The organism is Actinoplanes auranticolor (assembly GCF_018332655.1).
Classification (GTDB): domain Bacteria; phylum Actinomycetota; class Actinomycetes; order Mycobacteriales; family Micromonosporaceae; genus Actinoplanes; species Actinoplanes auranticolor.
Genome location: NZ_BOQL01000018.1, coordinates 407,247 through 428,823, shown reverse-complemented (window position 1 = coordinate 428,823; position 21,577 = coordinate 407,247). Strand labels below are relative to the sequence as shown.

At 69.7% G+C, this 21,577-nt stretch carries 24 protein-coding genes; 10 read left to right on the top strand and 14 right to left on the bottom strand.

The window, feature by feature from the left end; all coding sequences use genetic code 11:
- Positions 1–137 precede the first annotated feature (137 nt).
- Complete coding sequence (locus tag Aau02nite_RS11290; RefSeq protein ID WP_212988293.1) at positions 138–1,514, bottom strand: alpha/beta hydrolase family protein; 1,377 nt, start codon at positions 1,512–1,514, stop codon at positions 138–140.
- Between the two features lie 127 nt (positions 1,515–1,641).
- Here Aau02nite_RS11290 and Aau02nite_RS46345 point away from each other — a divergent pair, with 127 nt between their 5' ends.
- Together Aau02nite_RS46345 and Aau02nite_RS11280 are read left to right on the top strand one after the other, a co-directional pair.
- Positions 1,642–2,595, top strand: coding sequence for a helix-turn-helix domain-containing protein (locus Aau02nite_RS46345; protein ID WP_212988292.1), 954 nt, complete (start codon positions 1,642–1,644; stop codon positions 2,593–2,595).
- Between the two features lie 152 nt (positions 2,596–2,747).
- Positions 2,748–4,352 (top strand): cellulase family glycosylhydrolase, encoded by a 1,605-nt coding sequence (locus tag Aau02nite_RS11280; RefSeq protein WP_212988291.1) that lies wholly within the window; start codon positions 2,748–2,750, stop codon positions 4,350–4,352.
- Between the two features lie 53 nt (positions 4,353–4,405).
- Here Aau02nite_RS11280 and Aau02nite_RS11275 read toward each other — a convergent pair whose 3' ends face one another.
- A complete protein-coding gene (locus Aau02nite_RS11275) occupies positions 4,406–7,693 on the bottom strand; it encodes a TIR domain-containing protein (protein WP_212988290.1) in 3,288 nt (1,095 codons plus the stop codon).
- 144 nt (positions 7,694–7,837) lie between these two features.
- On the opposite strand from Aau02nite_RS11275, the gene Aau02nite_RS11270 reads away from it, so the two are divergent.
- Both Aau02nite_RS11270 and Aau02nite_RS11265 read left to right on the top strand, forming a co-directional pair.
- Entirely contained in the window at positions 7,838–8,158 is a 321-nt protein-coding gene (locus tag Aau02nite_RS11270; RefSeq protein ID WP_212988289.1) for a hypothetical protein, read from the top strand.
- A complete protein-coding gene (locus Aau02nite_RS11265; RefSeq protein ID WP_212988288.1) occupies positions 8,155–8,940 on the top strand; it encodes a DUF72 domain-containing protein in 786 nt (261 codons plus the stop codon). The genes Aau02nite_RS11270 and Aau02nite_RS11265 overlap by 4 nt, the downstream gene beginning before the upstream one ends.
- A gap of 18 nt (positions 8,941–8,958) precedes the next feature.
- On the opposite strand, the gene Aau02nite_RS11260 is transcribed toward Aau02nite_RS11265, so the two are convergent.
- A complete protein-coding gene (locus Aau02nite_RS11260; protein WP_212988287.1) occupies positions 8,959–9,303 on the bottom strand; it encodes a winged helix-turn-helix transcriptional regulator in 345 nt (114 codons plus the stop codon).
- Positions 9,304–9,389: 86 nt separating this feature from the next.
- On the opposite strand from Aau02nite_RS11260, the gene Aau02nite_RS11255 reads away from it, so the two are divergent.
- A complete protein-coding gene (locus tag Aau02nite_RS11255; protein WP_212988286.1) occupies positions 9,390–10,280 on the top strand; it encodes a pirin family protein in 891 nt (296 codons plus the stop codon).
- Positions 10,281–10,296: 16 nt separating this feature from the next.
- Here the strand turns inward: Aau02nite_RS11255 and Aau02nite_RS11250 are convergent, their stop codons facing one another.
- Positions 10,297–11,847, bottom strand: a complete 1,551-nt coding sequence (locus Aau02nite_RS11250; protein ID WP_212988285.1) for a GAF domain-containing protein — start codon at positions 11,845–11,847, stop codon at positions 10,297–10,299.
- Positions 11,848–12,003: 156 nt separating this feature from the next.
- On the opposite strand from Aau02nite_RS11250, the gene Aau02nite_RS11245 reads away from it, so the two are divergent.
- Positions 12,004–12,465 carry a MarR family winged helix-turn-helix transcriptional regulator gene (locus Aau02nite_RS11245; RefSeq protein ID WP_212988284.1) on the top strand — a complete coding sequence of 154 codons (462 nt, stop codon included), beginning with the start codon at positions 12,004–12,006 and terminating at the stop codon, positions 12,463–12,465.
- Positions 12,466–12,627: 162 nt separating this feature from the next.
- Here the strand turns inward: Aau02nite_RS11245 and Aau02nite_RS11240 are convergent, their stop codons facing one another.
- The 6 genes from Aau02nite_RS11240 to Aau02nite_RS11215 form a co-directional block, all read right to left on the bottom strand.
- A complete protein-coding gene (locus Aau02nite_RS11240) occupies positions 12,628–13,410 on the bottom strand; it encodes an FkbM family methyltransferase (protein ID WP_212988332.1) in 783 nt (260 codons plus the stop codon).
- 67 nt (positions 13,411–13,477) lie between these two features.
- The gene (locus Aau02nite_RS11235) at positions 13,478–14,197 is read right to left on the bottom strand and encodes a CDP-alcohol phosphatidyltransferase family protein (RefSeq protein WP_246595053.1); all 720 of its coding nucleotides are present in this window, start codon (positions 14,195–14,197) and stop codon (positions 13,478–13,480) included.
- 156 nt (positions 14,198–14,353) lie between these two features.
- Positions 14,354–14,896 (bottom strand): hypothetical protein, encoded by a 543-nt coding sequence (locus Aau02nite_RS11230; protein WP_212988283.1) that lies wholly within the window; start codon positions 14,894–14,896, stop codon positions 14,354–14,356.
- Positions 14,893–15,474, bottom strand: a complete 582-nt coding sequence (locus Aau02nite_RS11225) for an RNA polymerase sigma factor (RefSeq protein ID WP_212988282.1) — start codon at positions 15,472–15,474, stop codon at positions 14,893–14,895. The genes Aau02nite_RS11230 and Aau02nite_RS11225 overlap by 4 nt, the downstream gene beginning before the upstream one ends.
- 16 nt (positions 15,475–15,490) lie before the next feature.
- Positions 15,491–15,706, bottom strand: a complete 216-nt coding sequence (locus Aau02nite_RS11220; RefSeq protein ID WP_212988281.1) for a hypothetical protein — start codon at positions 15,704–15,706, stop codon at positions 15,491–15,493.
- A gap of 88 nt (positions 15,707–15,794) precedes the next feature.
- Positions 15,795–16,475: a hypothetical protein gene (locus Aau02nite_RS11215; RefSeq protein ID WP_212988280.1), complete on the bottom strand. Its 681-nt coding sequence runs from the start codon at positions 16,473–16,475 to the stop codon at positions 15,795–15,797.
- Between the two features lie 220 nt (positions 16,476–16,695).
- On the opposite strand from Aau02nite_RS11215, the gene Aau02nite_RS11210 reads away from it, so the two are divergent.
- The 4 genes from Aau02nite_RS11210 (at position 16,696) to Aau02nite_RS11195 (ending at position 18,512) form a co-directional block, all read left to right on the top strand.
- Complete coding sequence (locus Aau02nite_RS11210; protein ID WP_212988279.1) at positions 16,696–16,878, top strand: hypothetical protein; 183 nt, start codon at positions 16,696–16,698, stop codon at positions 16,876–16,878.
- A 194-nt stretch (positions 16,879–17,072) separates the two neighbouring features.
- Positions 17,073–17,612: a YceI family protein gene (locus Aau02nite_RS11205; RefSeq protein WP_212988278.1), complete on the top strand. Its 540-nt coding sequence runs from the start codon at positions 17,073–17,075 to the stop codon at positions 17,610–17,612.
- Between the two features lie 27 nt (positions 17,613–17,639).
- On the top strand, positions 17,640–18,074 hold the full coding sequence (locus tag Aau02nite_RS11200) for a DUF6640 family protein (RefSeq protein ID WP_212988277.1): 435 nt from the start codon (positions 17,640–17,642) through the stop codon (positions 18,072–18,074).
- A 27-nt stretch (positions 18,075–18,101) separates the two neighbouring features.
- Positions 18,102–18,512: a hypothetical protein gene (locus tag Aau02nite_RS11195; protein ID WP_212988276.1), complete on the top strand. Its 411-nt coding sequence runs from the start codon at positions 18,102–18,104 to the stop codon at positions 18,510–18,512.
- Between the two features lie 168 nt (positions 18,513–18,680).
- Here the strand turns inward: Aau02nite_RS11195 and Aau02nite_RS11190 are convergent, their stop codons facing one another.
- The 4 genes from Aau02nite_RS11190 to Aau02nite_RS11175 all read right to left on the bottom strand — a co-directional run bounded on the left by Aau02nite_RS11190 (position 18,681) and on the right by Aau02nite_RS11175 (position 21,576).
- Positions 18,681–18,968, bottom strand: a complete 288-nt coding sequence (locus tag Aau02nite_RS11190; protein ID WP_212988275.1) for a putative quinol monooxygenase — start codon at positions 18,966–18,968, stop codon at positions 18,681–18,683.
- A gap of 241 nt (positions 18,969–19,209) precedes the next feature.
- Positions 19,210–20,022 (bottom strand): ABC transporter ATP-binding protein, encoded by an 813-nt coding sequence (locus Aau02nite_RS11185; protein WP_212988274.1) that lies wholly within the window; start codon positions 20,020–20,022, stop codon positions 19,210–19,212.
- The gene (locus Aau02nite_RS11180; protein WP_212988273.1) at positions 20,015–20,812 is read right to left on the bottom strand and encodes an ABC transporter permease; all 798 of its coding nucleotides are present in this window, start codon (positions 20,810–20,812) and stop codon (positions 20,015–20,017) included. Before Aau02nite_RS11180 ends, Aau02nite_RS11185 begins: the two co-directional genes overlap by 8 nt.
- A complete protein-coding gene (locus Aau02nite_RS11175; protein ID WP_212988272.1) occupies positions 20,809–21,576 on the bottom strand; it encodes an ABC transporter permease in 768 nt (255 codons plus the stop codon). Before Aau02nite_RS11175 ends, Aau02nite_RS11180 begins: the two co-directional genes overlap by 4 nt.
- Between the last annotated feature and the right edge of the window lies 1 nt (position 21,577).

Below are 21,577 nucleotides of genomic sequence, written 5' to 3'. Positions count from 1 at the left end.
AAAGATAGAAGCATGCATGGGGATATTCGCATGTGTTCGATACGTCGCTCTCCGGACAACAACGTCCCTGGCCAGGGCGCCGCTATGTCCCTTTCTCCCTACTCGCTAGCCATTTCGCCGACTGCCGAAAGCGAGGGTCAGGGCAGCAGCAGTCCCCAGGCCAGGGCCCACGGCACGAATGCCGCCGCGGTGCCGCCCAGCAAACCCAGCCGAAGCCGGGCCGGACCCCTGAGCTCGGCCCGGACCCGCCGCCAGGCCACCGCCGTGGCGATCCCCGCTCCGACAGCGAACACGGCCGTCACCTGCAGCAGCAGCCAGACGACCGGACGACCGAGGACAACGGGGCCGACCGCCTGCTCGGAGGACATCAGCAGGGCGGCGAGGTAGGCGAACAGCCCGGACACCACGACCGCGCCCCCGACGGCCAACCAGCGAGCCGGCCTGACGACCCGGCGGCGGCGGCCGATCCCCAGCAGGAGATACGCCGTGAAGCCGACGAACAGCAGCGGGAAGATGCCGAGATGCGCGTACCACGGGGAGGGCAGGGCCGTACTGATCGTCGGCTGCTCCGGGCGGGCGTCGCGGTCGACACTCGCCGGCTCGGTCAGGCCGCGTACCCAGGACTGGATCAGCTCGACGTAGCCGGTCGCGAATCGACCTCCGGCGGTGATCCAGTTCCGGACCGCGAAGCCGCCGTCGGTAGCGAGATAGCCCGCGTGGTCGCCGTCGGGCAGGACCCGCAGGGCAACCCTGGCATTCCGGGCTCGGCTGAGGGCCTGCTCGAAGATCGCCATGCTCTCGGCGGGTGGGCTCACCTCGTCGTGGGCGCCCCAGATGGCCAGGATGGGCTGGTGGAGCCGGGTCAGCGGCGGAATCGGGTCGTACTTCGCCTCGGGAAACATTCCGGCGCCGGTCAGGAGCGCGACCGCAGTGCCCGGGTAGGCCCGCAGCATCGAACCGCCCACGCCCGCCGCGCGGAGCCGGTTGGCCTTGGCCCAGGCCTCCTGCCGGGCCGGCGTGACCCCGCTCGCCCCGACGGTCACGACGAACGCGACCCGGTCGGACCGGTTGGCAGCCAGCGGCGCGACCCAGCCGCCTTCGCTGACGCCCCACAGCCCCACGCGGGCCGGATCCACTCCGGCCTGCACCCGCAGGACCTCGTGCGCGGCCAGGGCATCCTCGGCGAGCCGGCCGTACGAACGCTCCACGAGGGAGTAGCCGTCGGTCCGCTTGTCGTAGATGAGCGTCACCATCCCGGCCCGAGCGAAGGTCTCGGCCTCCTGGCGGAGCCAGGCTCGGGGACCGGCCCCTCCGCCGTGCACGAGGACCATCGCGGGTAGGGGCCCGCTCCGGGCTGCCGGGGCGACCACCGACCCGTGCAGGGTGACGCCGCCGCCTCCGGTGAAGGAGACCTCGGTCGTGACCAGGCCGTCGACGGGACTCGCGACCGCGGGCGCAGGCGGTCCGCTCGCCGCTGCGGACACGACGACGGTCAGCGCCAGGAGGTGTTTCATCAACGTATGCACAGCGGCCAGCCTGGCCACGCGGAGGGCCGATCGTCGCGGGTGCCAACCCCACTGCGGCCCGATGGTGGGGTTTCCCCCACCCCGGTGGATGCGTCGAATGTGCCAGAATCTTCGCATGGTGGGCCCAGGCGTCGGGGAACCAGCTCGCCGGTTCCGGGCGATCAGGGTGGCCGTCGTCTCGGTGGCCAGAAGGCAGCGGCTGCTCGGCTGGGCCTTCGTCATGGTGGGCCTGGCGATCGGCGGTCTCGGACTGCTGGCCCTGTTGCTGGCCGGGCTGGCCCTGCTGGTGGTCCCGCCGATCGGCGCACCGGTGGTGGCCGGTGCGGTCCGGCTCATCCGTGACTTCGCCCAGGCCTCCCGGTGGCTCGCCGGAAGCACTCTCGACGACGGCGAACGTGTCGGCTTCGGCGCGACGCCCTTCGCCGTCGCGGGCCTGCGGCGGTTACTGCTGACGCGGCGACCCGATGACCGCCTGCCCAGCCCGTATCCGCCCCGGTCCGAAGTGGCCGGGTGGCGGCGGGCACTGGTGCTGGTCCGCCAGCCCATGACGGGGCACGACGTGGTCTGGCTCGCGGTCAACGGCACGCTCGGCGTCTGCCCGCCCGTGGTGGTGGCCGCTCTGTTCGTCGGGTCCAGCGCCTGCTTCGGCCTGCCGCTGCCGTACCGCCCGGCCTGGGTAGTGGCCGGTCTGGCCGGCCTGGCCCTGTGGTGGTGGCTGACCCCGCCTCTGGTGGAAGTGTCGATGAGGCTGTCCCGTGTGCTCCTCGGCGCCGCCGCGACCGACGCGCTGACCAGGGCGCTGCGGCCGCTCATCGCGCCCCCGCCGGACCCTGCCGCCGGCCGATCGGTCGATCCGGCCCGGCTGGGCATCCTCACCCGACGGGAGCGGGAGGTGCTGGCCCTGGTCGCCGAGGGCCGCACGAACGCGGCCATCGCCGCTCGCCTCTTCATCACCGAGAAGGCCGTCGACAAGCACATCAACAACGTGTTCCGCAAGCTCGGCCTGGTCGTCTCGGCCGAGGACAACCGCCGGGTGCTGGCCGCCCTGGCCTACCGCGACGGCGAATAAGCCGTCGAACTGTGCAGTTGATGGACGGTCATTGATGTCTGCTGTATTTTGGCTGGTGTGCCAACAAAGAAGGCGCACTTCAAGCGCTTCTAGAGCGCCATTGCCGCACTCTCGCCGGGATCAGTGCTGGAGGCGGTAGGAGAGGGACAGCCATGAGTTCGAGAGCAAGGAAGGCCGGGCTCGCATTCCTGGCCGCCACGCTGGCCTTCGCCGGCACGGTGTACGGCGTGACGAGGCCGGCCTCGGCCGACGTCGTGGCCCAGCTGAACGCTTCCCAGCTGGTCGCCGACATGGGCGCCGGCTGGAACCTGGGCAACACGCTCGAGGCCAACACCAACGGCATCCCCAGCGAGACGGCGTGGGGCAACCCGGTCGTCACGCAGGCCCTCATCGACCGGGTACGGGCGTCGGGATTCAAGACGATCCGGGTCCCGGTCTCCTACCTGGGACACATCGGGGCCGGCCCCGGTTACACGGTCAACGCCGCCTGGCTGAACCGCATCCAGGAGGTCGTCGACTACGCCCACCGCCGGGGCCTGTACGTGCTGATCAACATGCACGGCGACGGGTTCAAGAGCGTCACCGGGTCCTGGCTGATCTGCGATGTGGCCGACCAGGCAACGGTCAGGGACAAGTACCAGAAGGTCTGGCAGCAGGTGGCGACCAGGTTCCAGAGCTACAACGACCACCTGATCTTCGAGTCCATGAACGAGAACTTCGACGGCCAGTACGGCAACCCGACCCAGCCGTGCTACTCGAACATCAACGCCTACAACCAGATCTTCGTGGACACCGTGCGCCGTACCGGCGGGACCAACGCCTCCCGGTGGCTGCTGGTGCCCGGCTGGAACACCAACATCGACCACACCGTGGGCAGCGGCTTCGTGCTCCCGACCGACCAGAACCGGTCGTCGTCCATCCCGGCCGGCGAGCAGCGGATCATGATCTCGGTGCACTACTACGACCCGTGGGACTTCGCGGGACAGGAAGACGGCACCATCACGCAGTGGGGCGCGGGCGCGACGAACCCCGCGAAGAAGTCGGTCTGGGGACAGGAAGACTTCCTCGACGGGCAGTTGAAGAAGACGTACGACAAGTTCGTCACGCGCGGATATCCGGTCTTCGTCGGGGAGTACGGCTCAATCGACAAGACGACGTACGACTCTACGAACAACCGCTACCGCGCCGACTACGCCCGCGCTGTGGTGGCGACCGCCAAGAAGTACGGCGCAGCCACCGCCTACTGGGACAACGGCTGGAACGGCCAGCACGGCTTCGGCCTGTTCGACCGCAGCTCCACCACGGTGACCCAGCAGGGCATCATCGACGCCATCATGAGCGCCGTCGGCGGCAGCCAGCCCACCCCGCCGCCGACCACCCCGCCCACCACCGCACCGCCCACCACGCCGTCCGCCACCCCGCCGACCACCAGCCCGGGCGGCACCGGCGGCTGCCGGGTCACCAGCGCGGTCAACGCGTGGAACACCGGCCTGACCACCAGCATCGCGATCACCAACACCGGCACCGCCGCCATCAACGGCTGGAACCTGGCCTTCACCCTGGCCACCGGGCAGAGCATCGTCTCCGGCTGGAGCGCGAGCTTCTCCCCGGCCACCGGCCGGGTGACCGCGACCAACGCCGGCTACAACGGCACCCTGGCGCCGGGGGCCTCGGCCACCATCGGCTACCAGGCCAGCCACACCGGCAACGCCGCCGCCCCCACCGGCTTCACCCTCAACGGCACCACCTGCAGCTGACCCACCACGACGGGCCGGCGCCGCTCCAGCGGCCCCGGCCCATCGTGCGTTTCTCAGCTGGGCTGACAGGTCTTTTCGTACGGCACGTCGGGCACATGGCGCACCCATTCCGCCCGGGTCAGGCCGCCGCGGACCGCGCAGGCCCGCTTGACCGCGTCCTGGCGGAGATCGTTGAGGTGCGTCAGGTCCCACACCCCGGCGGAGCGGCGCAAGCCGGCGGCCAGGCTGTTGCCGTCGGCACTGAACGCCAGCGTCGACGTGGAGCTGACCGTGCCGTCGAGCTGGGTCAGGCGGCGGGGGTTGCTGCGGTCGGTCAGGTCCCACAGCAGAATGGCGCCGCCCGGACCGCTGTTGGCCAGCGTGCGGCCATCCGGGCTGAGTGTCACCGCGTCGGTCGTGCCGAAGTCGCCGACGACCTGGGCGAGCTGACGGGGACGATGGCGGTCGGTCGTGTCCCACAGCAGCACCACCCCGAACGAGCCGGAGGCGGCGAACATCCGTCCGTCGGCGCTCAGCGACACTTCGTCCATATCGGCGCCGGCATCGCTGAGCAGAGCCGCCTTCCGGGGCGAGGCGGGCCTGGTCAGGTCCCACAGCTGGACATCCTTGCCGTTGCCGACGGCCAGGGTCTTCCCGTCAGCGCTGAGTGCCAGCACCTCCACCCCGTTGCCGACTCCCTCGAACCGGGCCAGTCGTCGCGGTGCGCGGCGGTCGGTCGTGTTCCACAGCTGGACCGTTCCGTCGCCCAGGCCCACGGCGAGAAGCCGGCCGTCCCGGCTGAGCACCGAATCGGCCACCCAATCCGTCGGACTGGTATTCCTGAAGACGGGGTGGCTGGTGGAGAGGTCGGCGGTGTCCCACAGCCGCACGGTGTCGATGCTGCTGGTGATGACGGTGCGTCCGTCGGCGCTGAGCCCGACCGCGTCCAGCGAGTCGAGGTGGCCCTTCAGCCGGCCCAGCAGGCGGGGGGCGGCGGGCTGGGACAGATTCCACACCTGCGCGGTGCCGTCGTAGCTTCCGGTGACGAAGGTCCGTCCGTCGGCGCTGAGGGCAACCCCGCTCACCTCGTCGCGGTGGCCGGCGACCTCAGCGACGCGTCGCGGACCCGTGCCGTCGCTCAGATCCCACAACTGTTCGGTGTAGTTGCGGCCCTCCATGGCCAGCCGCTGCCCGTCGGCGCTGACGGCGATCGCGTTCAGCGACCCGGAGTGGCTGGTGAGCTGGGCGATCCGTACGGGCTTGCCAGGATCGGTCAGGTCCCACCCCAGTACGGCCTGGTTCGCGTAGCTGGCCACGAGGGTGTGCCCGTCGGCGCTGAGCGCGATCGCGGTCACCCAGCCGGTGCCGTCGGTGAGCTGGGCCACGCGGCGGCCGTTGCCGCGGTCACTGAGGTCCCACACCGAGACGGGCTCGTCCTGCCGGCTGACGGCGAGCGTGAGCCCGTCAGCGCTGAGTGTCAGGTCGACCGCCGATCGGCTGAGCTCGGCCAGCGGGCCGAGACGCTGCGGTTGGCGGCGGTCGCTCAGATCCCACACCACTGTGCTGTACCAGCTGCTGGTCACCAGGGTGCGCCCATCGGCGCTGAGGGCCAGATCCGTCACCTGCGCGTCGCCCTCGGCCACCCGGGCCAGGCGGCGAGGGTGACGGGGCTCGGTCAGGTCGTACACCAGCGCGGAGCCGTCCCAACTGCCGCTGACCAGGGTGCGCCCGTCGGCGCTGAGCGCGACCGCGGTCACGGTGTCGGTGTGCTCGGCGAGCCGGGCCAGGCGGCGGGGGTGGCGGCGGTCGCTGAGGTCCCACAGCAGTACGGCCCCATCCTGACCACCCGTGGCCAGGACAGTGGCGTCCCTGCTGAGCGCGACGCTCTCCACGAAGTCGGTGTGGCCGGTGAGCTGGGCCAGGCTCCGCGGGGCGCCGCGCCTGGGCAGGTCCCACAGCCGTACGGTCTGATCGGCGCTCCCGGTCACCAGGAGACGCCGGTCAGCACTGAACGCCGACGTCGTCAGCGATCCGGAATGGCCGGAGAGGGTCCCGGCGTAACGGGTGCCGACCAACGTGTTGACCAGCCCGGCCTCGGCCCGGTCGCCCGGCTGCAGCTGCGCCGCGGCGAGACCGAGCGTTGCCGCCGTACGCGGATCCTGCTGCCGGACCGAGTCGGCCTGGCTGATCAGACGCTGGCTGATGCCGATCCGCTGCTGGGCGCGCGCCGCCTGTTCCTGCCGTCGCGCATCTTCGGCGGCCTGCGCCGCCTTGCGCCGCTGCTCGGCGGCCTGGCGTCGCTGGCGTTCGGCCTCGGCCGCGGCGCGGTCGGCCCGGGCCTGCTGCTGATCGGCGAGGTCGCGTTGCCGCCGCGCGTCGTCGGCGGCCTCGGCCGCCTTGCGCTCCTGCTCGGCGGCGAGGGATCGCTGGCGTTCGGCCTCGGCCGCGGCGCGCTCGGCGCGGGTCTGCTGCCGGCGCGCGTCGGCGGCGGCCAGCGCGGCATTGTCCTCCTGCCGTTTTGCTTCGGCTGCCGCCTTTCCCGCCTTGCCCTGTTGCCGCCGGGCGTCCTCGGTGGCCTGCTGAGCGCGGCGCTGCTCGTCCCCGGCGATCTGCTGCTGACGTTGCGCTTCGGCCGCGTACGCGGCAGCGGAGTTGCGGTGCTGGTCGGCCAGCTGCTGGTGCCGCGACGCCTCGACCGCCGACGCAGCCGCCGTACGCCCGTTACGCACCGCGACCGCGCCGGTGCCGGCGGCCAGCATGACCAGGACGCCCACGACCGCGAGCACGCTGCGGCGTAGCCGGATCATCCCGCGATGCCGGGCGACGTCCTCGCTGTCGAGGTCCTCTTTGCTCACGCCGTGGATAGACGCGGCCAGTTCGGCGACGGCGTCGCGGAACCGGCCGTGGCGCAGATCGAGTTCGCTCTCCGAGCGGGCCCAGCGCAGGTCCAGGTGACGCGGCTCCTCGCGGAACACACCGCGCAGAGCGGGCGGTACGGCCGTCGACCGCTCCCAGTCGAAGTCACCTCGGGCGGTGTCCCACACCCATTCCCCGGACGTCACGACGGGGAGGAGCCGGTCCACCGGGTGTTGCGCCAGCCAGGCCTCGATCTCCTGGTTGACCCACCGGGAGCCCGCTGCCTCCGGGCAGGCCAGCAGGACGAAGTGGTCCGATCCGGCGAGGGCCTTCTGAATGGACGACCACAGCGCCGGGCTGGTACCGAGGCCGGTCTGGTCGCGGAACACCTCCAGTGCCCGTCGCCGGTGCCACGGCCTGGCCAGCCGTTGCAGACCGCGCTGCAGAGTCGGTGCGAGTGCCCCGTCGGCCGCATGGCTGTAGGAGATGAAAGCGTCATAAGCCATCTCGAGGCCTCCCCGTGTCAAGGTCGCGCCAGATTGTGCCGTACCACCATGGGGTACGTCGATGCCGTTCGCCTGCGGTCACTAAGAGTGAGTGACGCCGCCTCGCCCGATCGGCCTTGCGCTCTACAATGCGCGGGGTGACCGATGCTCCGTCTGCGGCCTTGTCCGAAAGCTGGTGACCCTCGGCTGCGGACCGCCGCGGGCAAGCTGCGTCACCTCGTCCAGGCGACGGTGCTCGACTGGCGCGGTGCACTACGGACGGGCACGCTCGTCGGCCCGCGCAGGCTGCGGCGTCTCGCCCTGGACCGGGCCGCCGCCCGCGACGACCTGGACCTGATGCGGGCCCTGGTGGCGCAGGGATGCGATCCGGCCGAGCCGGCCCGCAACGGGCTGACCCCCGCCGTCCCGGAGCCCGGCTCCGGCAAAGGCGTACGCCCCGGGATCGGGGGTACTGACCGGGCATGACGCCGGTGAAGGTGGGTCTGTGCGGAGCCGGCACGGCGCTGACGACTTACGCGCAACGCTTCCGGGTGCTGGAGGTGCAGCAGACGTTCTACGAGCCACCTCGGGAGGCAACGCTGCGGCGGTGGCGGGCCGGCGTTCCACCGGCGTTCGAGTTCACCATGAAAGCGTGGCAGCTGATCACGCACGAGGCGAGAAGCTCGACGTACCGGCGGCTGCGCACACCGTTGAGTGCCGAGGAACGCAGCCAGGTCGGCGGCTTCCGGTGGACACCCGTCGTCGCACGCGCCTGGGAGACCACACTCGGGTGCGCCGCGATCCTGCAAGCGACCGCGATTCTGCTCCAGTGCCCGGCGAGCTTCCGGCCGACCGAGCCCGCTATCGCGCAGCTGCGCGAGTTCATGTCCAGAGCGCGCCGGCCGTCAGGTGTCCGGCTGGTGTGGGAGCCGCGCGGCCCGTGGCCGGATGAGGTGGTCCGGGGGCTCTGCGAGGAGCTCGACCTGACCCACGCCGCCGATCCGTTCCTGCGTCCCAGCCTGACCCCGACGGCTTACTACCGGCTGCACGGCATCACCGGCGCCCGCCACGTGTACACCGACGCTGAACTGACCCAGCTGGCCGAGACCGTCGACGCAGGCCCGGCGTACGTGATGTTCAACAACCTGCCCCGCGCCGCCGACGCCTGGCGGTTCAGCCGGCTGGTGCGCGGGGACGGGGGTGAGGAGCTCTCAGGGGACCGCATTGCGCTGCTCGGCCGCGGCGCTGCGGATGACCATCAGGCGTAGTCCGAGCACGTCGGAGCGTCAGACGTCGCCGGGCGGCAGGTGCCGCTCACTCCAGCGCGACAGCGGCTGGAGCGCCGAGATCAGCTCTTCGGCGTCGCGGGTCAGACTGTAGGTGATCTGCACCGGCGTGCTCGGCACCACGGTGCGGTCGATGAGCCCGCGGGCCTGCAGCTGCTTGAGCCGTAGCGTGAGTTGCGGGTCGGAGATGCCCTCGACCATGGCGCGGTATTCCTTGAAGCGGCGGGCGCCGCGGGCCCCGGCGAGCAGGATCGGGCCGGTCCAGCGGACCCCGATGATGTCGATCGCTCGCAGGATGCGGAAGCAGGCTTCCTCGTTGACCGGAGCTCCGGACGGCTTGTTCACTTCTCCAAAGTAAGTAACTTGCGTGGTGTTTGCCAACCCTGATCGCCGGATGGACGCTTGCCCCGACCGAGGAGAGAGAGGGCACCATGACCACACCATCCACGCCGGTGACCCGGAAGGTGGACCGCGTCGTCGACAAGGTCGATCTGGGCCCCACCATGATGTCCGACAGCAGTTCGATGATCATCGCGCCGGGCAACAATGCCTGGACCGACCCGTTTCTGCTGATGGGCGAGGAGCTCGTCACCCAGCCGGGGTTCGACTGGCATCCGCACCGCGGGTTGGAGACCGTGACGGTGATCCTGGACGGGGCCCTGGAGCACGGCGACAGCATGGGCAACGCCGGTGTGATCGGGCCGGGCGACGTGCAGTGGATGACCGCGGGCCGCGGCATCATCCACCGCGAGGTCGCGGCCCGCTCGGAGCGGGCCCACATCCTCCAGCTGTGGATCAACATGCCGGCCGGCCGGAAGCTGGCCCCCACCCGCTACCAGGACCTGCGGGCCGGCCTGCAGGCCGTGCACACCGAGCCCGGCGTGCTGGTCCAGGTGATCTCGGGAGAGACCGCGACGGTACGGGGCCCCGCGCTCAACCACTGGCCGATCCTCGGAGCGATGATCACCCTCGACCCGAGGACCGACTACCGGCAGCTGCTCGCCGGGGATGAGCGGGCGTTCGCGTACGTGGTCGCGGGCCGGCTGACGATCGGCGGCCGTCCCGTGCGAGCGGGGCAGGTCGCCTGGTCGGATCCGGTGTCCCGGCCGGGGGAGCCGACCACGCTCGCCCTGGCCACCGGGGACGGTGACCAGCAGACCAGGGTGATGGTGTTCGCCGGGCGGCCGATCGGCGAGTCCGTCTACGCCAGCGGCCCCTTCGTGATGAACACCCGCGAGGAGATCGAACAGGCGTACCGGGACTTCCACTCCGGCAAGTTCGGCAGCATCCCGCGGCACACCCGCCTGCCTGCCGGCGCCTGACCGCAACCGCCGGCCGTCAGGGCAGGAGGGCGCCGGTGACGGCGATCTGTTCGGTCAGGACGCCGCTGATCAGCTTCTGGGTCTGGTTGATCTCCTCCACGGCGGTGTGGATGTCGGCCAGTGACGCGGTGACCGTGTCGACGCGGTCCTGGATGGCGCTGACCTTCGTGCTCACTTCGATGGTGGCGCGTTCGGTCTCGCTGGACAGTTCCTTGACCTCCCCGGCGACGACGGCGAAGCCTCTCCCGGCCTCGCCCGCGCGGGCCGCCTCGATGGTCGCGTTGAGCGCGAGCAGCTTGGTCTGCGCCGCGATGGACTGGATCGTGCTCACCACCTTGTTGATCTCATCGCTGGCCTGGCCGAGCGCGGCGACCTGGGTGTTCGCCTCCTCGGCGAGCCGTTCGCCGCGGTGGGCGACGGCGGCGGCCGAGGTGACGTTGGACTGGACCTCGCTGATCGAGGTGAGCAGTTCCCGCCCGGCGGTGTGCAGCTGCTCGGTGGAGGCGAAGCGCTCCAGAGCCTGGCCGACCAGGAAGGCCGTGTTGCGCAGGGCGGCCTCCCGGCCCGGGTACATGATGAGGGTGCGGGTCGCGAAGAAGTCCATGGTCCCGACGATCCGGCCGGCGACCTTGATCGGCAGGCACACGCCGGACCTGACTCCGGCCGCCTGGGCGGCGGGGCGGCGCACACAGTCGGTGAGCTCGCCGAGGTCCTCGACGAAGACCAGATCACCGCGTGCCCAGGCCCGGCCGGACAGCCCGACCCCCTTGGCGAACGAAGCCGACCTGGTGACCTGCCGGAACTCCGTACCCGCGTCACCGGACTCGAGCGCGAACCGCAGCACGTCGTCGTTGTCGTCCAGCTGCCAGAACGACCCGTACTGCCAGTCGAAGTCCGCGCGGATGATCTCCAGCGCGGACCGCAGGGCCTGGTCGCGGCTGGTGGTCTGGGTGAGTTCACGGATGACCCGGGAGACGGCCTCGACGTCCTGGGCTGCCTTCTCCTGCCGGATCGCCTCGCGCAGCCGCGCCAACGCGGCGGAGACGAGCATCCCGACAGCCCGTAGCACCGCGAGGCGTCCGGCCGAGGGGTGCAGCTCCTCGGTGGCGAAGAAGTCCATGGTGCCGACGACCCGGCCGTCCTCGATCAGCGGGAAGCACACGCCGCTGCGTACGCCGGCCCGGGCCGCGGCGGGCGCTCGCACGCAGTCGCTGACGTCCGCGATGTCGGGCACGAAGATCAGGTCCCGGCTGCGCCACGCGCGCCCCGACAGCCCCACGCCTTCGGCGAAGGTGGCCTCCAGGGTCACCCGGCGGAACTCCTCGTTCACGCTGCCGCTGTCCTGCGCGAAGCGCAGCACCTTGCCGCTCGGATCGAGCTGCCAGTACGACCCGTACGCCCAGCCGAACATCGTGCGAACGAGTTCCAGAGCGGTGCCGATGGCTTTCTCCGGCGAGGGTGCTTCCTGCATCGCCTGCAGGATCGCGGTGACCGCCCCGACGTCCGCCTGAGCCTGCGCCAGGTCGCTGCTGACCTGCTCAGCCGCCCGCTTGGTGGTACGAAACATCGTTGCCTCTCTCTGCCGGAATCGCCGCCGGGCCCTTCACCCGACCCGCCGTGCCTGGAACATCGGCGCTCGGAGCGGCCGGATGACGATTGTGCCGGGGCCACTTTTCACGAGCGAAGCTTTCAGAACCGCACGGTTCACGCCGATACGGTCAGCATGAGCGTGGAAGATCTGGTGACCCAGCGTCCGTTGGGGCGGCTGGTGGCGATGCTGGCGCGGGAGTTCGTCGCGCGGATGGCCACGGTGCTGCAGCGACACGGGTTCACCGACGCGGGCTGGTGGCTGCTCAGCGAGCTGGCCGCCGCGCCGGCGGGCGGGTTGCCGCTGGGAGAGATCGCCCGCCGGGCCGGGCTGGGGGCCTCGACCGCCACGTTGTTCAGCGACCAGTTCGCCGAGCGGGGCCTGCTGGTGAGGCAGCGCTCGGCCAGCAACCGCCGCCTGGTGGTGGCCGAGCTCACCGAGGCCGGACGGGCCTGCGTGGCCGCTGTCCGTGCTGACCTCAACGACCTGTTCGAGGGCACCTACGAGCGGCTGACCAGCGTCGAACGGGAAGTGCTGACCGGCCTGTTGACCCGGCTCCTGGACCCGGAGACCAGCGACGAACTGCCCCGGGGATAGGGATCCTCCACGACGCCGTTCAGGACCCACCGGATCGTGTCAGCTGCGCGCGACCACGACCGCGACCGTGTCGTGCGCCGCGCGAAGCGGCCGACGGCTTCCGTGCCTCAGAAATCGCCGAAATCGACTTCATGCATCGTGCCGTCTGGTCCACCACGCCGGTCACCGGCTCGGTTCGACGAGGCAGTAGATGTCGCCGGCGTTGGCCTCGTGGGGGAGTGCCGAGACGTGCTCGGCCATGGCCTGCGGTGTGATCCAGTCCTCGAACTCCAGCCGCATGCTCTCGCCCATGGAGAGGTTGCAGAGCCGGGAACCGGATTCCGCCACCTGGTCCAGGCAGCGGCGCGCCACGGGGCGTTCGATGGTGGTGAATTCGAACGACAGTGCCGGTAGGACCCGGCTGAGACCGGCAAGGACCACATCCTCGTAGCCCTCGACATCGATCTTCACGAACGCGGGCGTTCCGTAGGTCTCGATCAGCCCGTCGAGCGTGACCGCCGGCACCTGCACCCGGGTGTCCCACACCTCCTGGTGCCACCCGCCGGCTCCGTCAGCGGCGGCGACGAAGTCCTTCGACGCCGTGGACACGGTGGGATTCCGGGAGTTGATGTAGAGCGTGACCGGCTCCTCCGACGCACCGCAGGCAGCCTCGATCAGCACCACGTCGTCATCGCCGGCGTAGAGGGCGCCGATGGCGCGGCTGCACAGCGGCTGTGGTTCCACGGCGATGACTCTCGCTCCGAGCCGCCGGAAGCTGCCGATCCGGTCGCCGACGTGCGCACCGATGTCGAAGACCAGATCACCGGGTTTGACGAACTGCGCGTACAGGGCGTCCATCGCCGCATCGTGACCGGCGTTGCCGTAGTAGTAGTCGAGCGATCGCAGGATGCCGGAATTAGCCGGATCGGCCTTCAGCGATTGCAGACGGGCACTGGGAAAAGTCATATCGGGTCCCACGGGAGAGGTATGACGGCTTTGTCCGGCGAGCGTGGTCAACGGGTCCGCACGGCGCTCACGCGAGCCGGCGCCGGCTCCACAACCACGCGATGTCGCTGCCGAACGACCAGGTCAGACAGCCGAGCGCCAGCGCCACGAAGAGCTGCGCCGGCCCGAGGGGAAGGAGACCGGCGCTGGCCACGACCAGGACGGCTCCCTGCAGGGCGGCGACGACCTTGCGGATCATGCGCGGCGGCAGCGAGCCGCACAGCCAGGGCCACGCCCAGGACGCCGCGACGAACGCGTAGCGGAAAAGGCCGATCGCGGCCACCCACCAGCCCAGCGAGCTGGCGACGAAGAGGCTGAGAATGAGGACGAAAACGGAGTCGGCTTCCATGTCGAAGCGCGCACCGAACGCCGACGTGGTCCTCGTACGCCGGGCGACCTGACCGTCGACGGCGTCGAGAGCGGCCGCCACCGCTGCCAGACCCACCAGGACCGGCAGTACCGCGTGCCCGCTGAGCTGCTCGGCCACCAATGTGGCGACGCCACCGGTGAGGGCGAGGCGTACCAGAGTGACCGTGTCCGCCGGTCCCCAGCTGCGGGCGCCGGATCTGCGCATGCCGTGGAACAGCACGGGCCACGCCAGCACACCGAACCCGATGCCCGCCGCCCAGCCGATCGGGCCCAGTCCCACGGTCGCCGCCAGGGACATGATCAGGCCTGCCTGGGCGGTGGCGCCCAGCGTGGCGGGGTGAAGTTGCATGGTCATCTCGCGGCGGGCGAGAAGCGTCATGTAGTCCTCCTGGTAAGCGGCCGCCGATGCACAGTCGTGGAGGCCGTCCAAAATCTATACGGGCCACGGCCTTGCCCGGTTCACCGAGCAGCTGGACATCCGGTAGAGGTATGGCCACCCAGCGCGCCCCGGACCTCTACCCAGCGCCACGGACATCTACCCTGCATCCGGGTCGTCCGGTGATTCGGGTATGACGGTGGCGTGCCGGTAGGCACCGAACATCTGGGTTTTGAGAATCTGCACCGTCTCGTCGCGGCTGAGCCGGCCGGCCGGGTTCGGCGCGGGGTCGTCGATGCGCCCCACGAACTCCTCGACCGGTTCCCGGTCCGCCGGGCCACTGCCGGCGATCCATTCCCGGGCGAAAGCCACCGATCGGACGGTGTCGTCGGGCCAGAGGTTGCCGAGGCCGTCGGTGCTGTAATGGCTTCCGGCGTCGGCGATGAGCTCGATGACGCGTTGCTTGCCCCGTGCGAGGATTTCTCGCGCTTTTTCGTGGGCCTGATCGAGGACTTCTTGGCCCCGTTGCAGGGCGACGTCGAGATAGGCGTCCGTGTCCTGTCCGGCGGGGTCGGATACCGCGATCCGCCCGAGTGTCCGGGCCAGGCGGTACTCGACGACATCGTCGGGTAGTGCGTCGACGGCATCGTCGAAGTCGGTGAATGCTTGTTCGATCTCCGGTGTCGGGTCGTCATCGGTCACTGTCGGTCCCCTCCGGATCCGGGGTTCTCGGTGGCGCGCCGACGCCGAAGATCCAGCTCCAGGTGGTCGCGGGCAGCGCGCAGATTGTTGCGGACCGCGGTCGGTGTGCGGCCCAGCATCTGGGCGATCTCTGCCGGGCTGAAGTCGTCGACGATGAACGCCATGACCTCACGTTGCCGTGGCGGCAGAGCCTCGAGCAGAGACATCACCCATTCGGTGTTCTCCCACAGCGTCAGGTTGTCGTCCGCCGCGGCGTCGGCGCGTACGTCACCGGCTTCGACCTGCCGTTTGCGGGTGCGGTCCAGGCCGCGCGTACGCGCCTTGCGGAACGCGTTGAGCGCCGCGCGTTTGGCGTAGGGCAGTTTGTCGGTGATCGTGGGCCAGCGTTTCAGGATCTCTTCCATGGCTGCCTGGGCTGCTTCCTCGGCTTCGTGCAGCGTGCCGCCGATGTACATGACGTGCCTCATCAGGGAACGGAAGTGCTGGCGGAAGAAGGGGGTGAAGCCCTCAGGTGACAGCGCTGAGCGTTGCGTGGGTGGCCTCGTCGGTGCATGGGTCAATCCCGGGTCGGTGTCCACGTGCTGACTCCTCCTGTCATCTGTCCTCCCGCGGGGGCTCCCGCTCGGTGCGCTCGGCAATGCCGGGCAGGGGTTCGGCGCCTCGGGTGCACAGGGCGGTCATGGCGACGGCGACACCACCGACGACGACCGTGACGTCGACCGACGCGGTGATCGTGAAGGCGGTGACGACTGCGGCGCAGGCGCCCTCCATGAGGATGAGCGGCGTCGCCGCGGTGACGGCGTGGTTCATGGCGACCGTTCCTCTCGTGTGACGACTGGGTGTCGGTTCCTAGGTCCGGGAGGAGGCGCCGCCGTGTTCACCCGATCGAGTGATGTCACTAGTCGAGCTCGACCCAGCCGGACAGGGCGCGTCCTTGCGGACGCAGCCAATCCAGGAGATGCCAGGTGGACAGGTCCCGCGGATCGAGGGCATGGGTGACGATCAGTCGCAGGCCGCTCTGCTGCTCGATCAGAGCGTGCAGGGAGGGCTGCACCCGGGCCTGGAAGGACAGCATCGGTGGGTTGATCATCGCGACGGTCACGGTCCGGGCGGTCAGCCGGGCCACGGCGCCGCTGACGGGGGATCGGTCGGTTGCCGTGGCGTCGAACCAGCGGGCAAGTCCGAGGCGTTCGAAGGCAGTCTCGTGCTCCACGCGCCACCGGCCGTGGGGGTCGCTGTTCATGAAGACCATCTCGAGGCCGGGATTGATGATGAGTGCGGGCACGGGGCCGCAGGCGTACGGGAGGCTGACCGCGCGGCAGCTGAAGCTGCGATGGGCGACCTCGTCGGGAACCTGGCGGCGGGTGGTCCAGCCGGGCAGACGGCACCACTGATGGTGCAGCGAGACGATGATGAATTCTCCGACGTCGTCGACTGCCAGCGACGGCGGCTCCTCGCCCAGGACGCGACCGCAGTGCTGACAGGTACGTGCCCACAGGTCCGACATCGCCGACCGCAGACCGTCGGCAGTCAGCCGCTGATGGACACGTGCACTGACCAGAACCTCCTTCACCACCATGCACGACATTGAGCATCAGGAATGTGCGAAACGCGCGCACTCGCTGTGCGGCGAACTCCGCTACCCGGCTCGGACCGCGACGGGTGCTGGCTTCCCGGCGCTGCAGCTCCAAGCGGGTACCAACGAACTGCCGCTCGACGAGGCCGACCGATCCCTCGACCGCGCGGCTCTGTAGCACCAGATGGCCGGCGGGTTCCGCCGGGCGCTGTGTGAGCGCGGGGTGGACCCCGACATCGCCGAACTCGCGGCCAGTACGGGAAGCCGGATCTTCCGCACGGCCTACCGGAAGTGGCTGGAGAGCAACGAAGGCACCGATCTGACGACCGTCACCGAGTCGGTGATGTCTCAGCAATCGGGCCCCCGGGCTGCTCCGTCCGCTTCATTCGGGCCTCACGAGATGTGAGCTGCGCATCTTCCTTCGCGGTGAGTGATCGGCCGGGCCGGGTTGACGTCACGTCGAGACATCAATAGGGTGATGTCTCGGCGGGACATCGATGCTGGATTCCTCCGCTCCGACCCCTGTCGAAGGGCCGAGCCGGCTCGCGCCCAGACGTTTCTGACGGTCGTGACACCGGCCGCAGTTCAAGGAGAATGCCAATGACGGAGAACACCCGCGTCGAGCCGGTGGCCCTCTCGGATGTGACCGGGGCCTGGGCGCTCGATCCGCGCCGGACGACGATCCAGTTCCGGACAACGTCGATGTGGTTCCGCACGGTCAACGGCACGCTTCATGCTCCGGAGGGAGCCGGCACCGTTGATGACAACGGCCGGATCACCGGTCGGCTGGTCATCGACTCCCGGTCGATCGACACGAAGAGCCAAATGCGTGACGGTCACCTTCGGAATGCGGACTTCTTCGACGTCCAGAGGCACCCGACCATGGATTTCGAGGTGACCGGCGCTCGTCTGGACGCGCCCGGTCAATGCACGGTCGAGGGCGCCCTCACCGTCCGCGGCGTCACCCGGCCCGTGGACTTTCCGGCCGCAGTGCGGATGGGCGGCGACGGCTCGGTGACCATCAACGCCCGGGCGGAGATCGACCGGAGCAAGTGGGGCATGGGCTGGTCGAGGATGGGCGCCGGCCTCCACAACCAGGTCACGGTGGAAGCGACGTTCGTCCGCCACGACGGGAACTGAGCCGCATTTCACCCGAGGGAGAACAAGGTGCCAGACAGCAATCGCAGGACGTTCCCGTTCGGCAAGGTGCTCATCTCCTTGTCCGCGGTGGGCACCGGGATCGGCGTGTTCATCGCCGACTGGAACGAGTCGCACATCTACAACACGACGTGGCCACCGCACGCGAAGTTCCACAACGCGCAGACGATGAGCATGGGCGTGGCACTGGGACTGGTGGTCCTCTTCTACCTGTGGAAGCCGGCCCAGACGCGCGCGTCGCTGGCGACCGCCGCCGTCGTCGCCAGCATCTACGGCCTCACCCAACTGTCCGTCGCGCTCTATCCCGGAGTTGCCAGTGTCGACCCACCCGGTGAGAACACCTGGCCGCAGCTTTTCACCACCCTGCCCAGCCTCGGGTGCGTCCTGGCCGGCTTCCTGATCGAGCGCCGTCGTATGGCGCGGCTCTCGCCCGCTCGGTCCTGAGATCTGACCAGCTTCGAGGAGAAGCGCATGTCTGATCGATTCACGGACCGCGTCGCCCTCATCGCGGGCGGCGCCTCGGAAATCGGCCCTGCCGTCGCGACGCAGATCGCATCGGAGGGGGGCCGTGTCGCGCTGTGGGATCTCGACGCCGGCAAACTGGAGACCGCCCAGAGTCAGAGCGCCGCCGCCTCCGTACACGTCGTCGATGCCACCATCGCGTCTGATGTGGACGCCGCGTATGCGGGCCCGCCATGCGTGAGCGCGGCTACGGGCGCATCGATGGTGAACGACGTGCCGCCCGAGGCCGTCGAGAACATGAAGCGCATGGTGCCGATGGGCCGGATCGCTGCCGCGCCGGAGACGGCCGACCTCCTCTGCTTCATGGTGAGCGAGTCCTGCAGTTTCACGACCGGTGCGGTATTGATGCAGCCCTGGTAGAGACGCGGCCCGTCACCACTTCGGTGTCGGGCCGCGTCGTATCGCGCTCTTGGACGGGAAACGCCCGGCTACCGTCCCCGAGGGACAGTGCCGGGCCGAATCGACCCCACCGGCGCCGGATGACGACACCGGTGGGTATCCGCGTTTCCGCGGGCCGATCCGCTCGGGTCAGGCGACGACGCGGGTGTGCTGCACGGCGGCGGGGCCGGTGACGTACTGCCCGATCGCCGCGCGCCACTGGGCGAACTGCTCGGTGCCGCGGAAGCGCTCGTGCGCCGCCAGGTCGGTCCATTCCACGAGCAGGACGAAGTTCGTCGGGGTCTCGACCCCCTGGGTGAGGCGTGCCGAGAGCATTCCCTCGGCCTGCCCGACTGCCTCCATGGCCGTGGCATGCGCTTCTGCGAGGTCCTTCTCGCTGCCCGGCTTGGCGCTCAACTCGGCGATTTCGAGAATCATGGTCCACGCTCCCCATTCTGGAAGGCTTCGGCGTCGGAGGTCCGGACGAGCGTCATGACGACGATCTCGACATCCCGGATCGACTGATATCCCGAACTCTACACGATGATGTCACGGCGTGACATCACTTGTGATGCGCGTCCCGGCGGCTCCGAGGGGCGCAGCGGCGCCTCGGTGTCGGTGAGCATGCCGGCCGGATCGATGTCCAGGTAACCGTTCTGGTACGCCTCCGGCTATGCGGTCACGGCGCCGATCGGGGCGCCGCGGCCGGCCCGCGTCTGGCCCGCTGGATCTGCCCGTAGATGTGGGTCCGCAGTTCTGTGAATCGGGGCAGCGCCCGCGTGGTGAGCTGATCGCGCTCCGACGGGAGGTCGATCACGAGGTCCTCCTGAACCCGGGTCGGTGAGTTGGACAGGACGAGGACGCGTTGCCCCAGATACACCGACTCGTCGATGTCGTGCGTCACGAAGACCGTCGAGATCCCGCGGGTCAGGTGCAGCAGGCGTACGAGATCCTCCAGCTCTGCCCGGGTCTGGGCATCCACGGCGGCGAACGGCTCGTCCATGATCAGCACTTCGGGCTGGTACGCGATGGCGCGGGCGATCGCCACGCGTTGCTGCATTCCGCCGGAGAGCTGCCACGGATGGCTAAGCGTGGCCTGCGGCAGCCCGACCGCCTCGATGGCGTCGGTGACTATCCGGTCGCGTACGGCGCGGGAGAGTTTCTTGTGGCGGAGCGGAAGTTCGACATTGCCCCGGACCGTCAGCCACGGGTAGAGGCTGCGGCCGTACTCCTGGAAGACCACGGCCATGGCCGGGCTCGGGCCCGTCACCGGCGCTCCGTCCATCTCCATGCGGCCGCTCGTCGGCCGGAGCAATCCGGCCAGGCATTTCAGGAGAGTGGTCTTTCCGCATCCGGAGGGCCCGACGATGCACACCAGTTCGCCGTGGCTCATCGTGAAACTGAGATCCCCGATCGCCTCGACCTCGCCCGTGGTGGTGGCATAGACCTTCCGCAGGTGCTCGACTCTCAGCAGGGGGCTCCCGTCAGGCACGGGTGATCTCCTTCATTCCGTGGTACCAGCGCAGGACGCGGCGCTCGGCGAGACCGAAGAGCACGGCGAGGGAGACGCCGATGAGACCGAGCAGGAGGATGCCGCTCCACATCTCGGCGATGAGGTAGTTCCGCTGGAAGTAGGCGATCCGGTAACCGAGGCCGGAGGACGACGCGAACATCTCCGAGATGACCATGAGGATCAGGGCCACGGACAGCGCTTGCCGTACGCCGGTCATGATGCGCGGACTGGCCGCCGGGAGCACCAGCAACCACAGCCGTTCCCAGGAAGGGATCTGGAACGAGTCCGCCGTCTCCACCATCACGCTGTCGGTTGCCCGGACGCCCTCGATCGTGTTCAGCAGGATCGGCCAGATCGCGCCGGACACGATGACGACCACCTTCATCGTGTCGGTGATGCCGAGCAGGAGCATCGCCACCGGAATCAGCACTGGCGGCGGAATGGCCCGGAAGAACTCCAGCAGGGGCTCGAGGGTTTCGCGCAGCCGGCGGAACCGGCCGATCGTGACGCCGGCGGCGACGCCGAGGACGATCGACGCGACGATGCCGAGGGCGAGCCGGTACAGGCTCGGCAGGACGTCGTCGACGAACGCCGGGCCGATCCAGATCTGCCGGAACGCGTCGAGGATGGTGAGCGGACCGACGAAGAACCGGCTCGTCGACGCGGTCGACCAGATGCCCCAGAGCACCACGGTCAGGAAGGGGAGCCCGAGGGCGAACAGGAAGTTCGCGGCGGCCCGGGCCACCGGGCCGGCTGGACGCGTGTTCATCGGGTCTCCTCCGAGCGCACCGACTGGTGCCAGGTCAACGATCGGCGTTCGATGAAGCGGAACACGATGTTGACCAGGAGACCGAGCAGCCCGGCGACCACGACGAGGCCGTACAGGCCGACAGCGTCTCCGGCGGAGCGGGAGAGCTCGATCGAGCGCCCCAGGCCGGGATTGCCGATCACCATCTCCGCGGTGATGGCCAGGATGAGGGCGACCGCCGCGGCGAGGCGTAGACCTGTCATCAGGTACGGCAGAGCGGTCGGCAGCACGAGATACCGCAAACGCTCGCGGCGGGTCAGCCCGAAGCTGCGGGCGGTGTCCCGCGCGACGGTGTCGATGTCGGCGACACCGTAGATCACCTGCACGAAAACCTGCCAGAACGCGGCGTAGACGATGATGACGAGCGCGGCGCGCATCTGCAGGCCGAACATCAGGACGGCCAGGGGGATCAGCGCGACCGACGGTACGGGGCGCAGGAACTCGACCATCGTGTGCGTCGCGCGACGCAGGAACGGCACCAGCCCGACCGCCGTGCCCAGGACGACCGCGGCGAGCGTCGCTATCGCCAGGCCGACCGCCCAGGACGTCATGGTGAGCCGGAGTCGCCGCCAGAACGCGAGGTCACGGACCTCCTGCACCAGCCAGGCGAACACGTCCGTGGCGTACGGCAGGTACTGCGGGTCCACCAGCCCGAGCGCCGGGATCAGTTGCCAGACGACGGCGAACCCCAGCAGACCGGTGGCGCCCAGCGATACCTTGTGCACT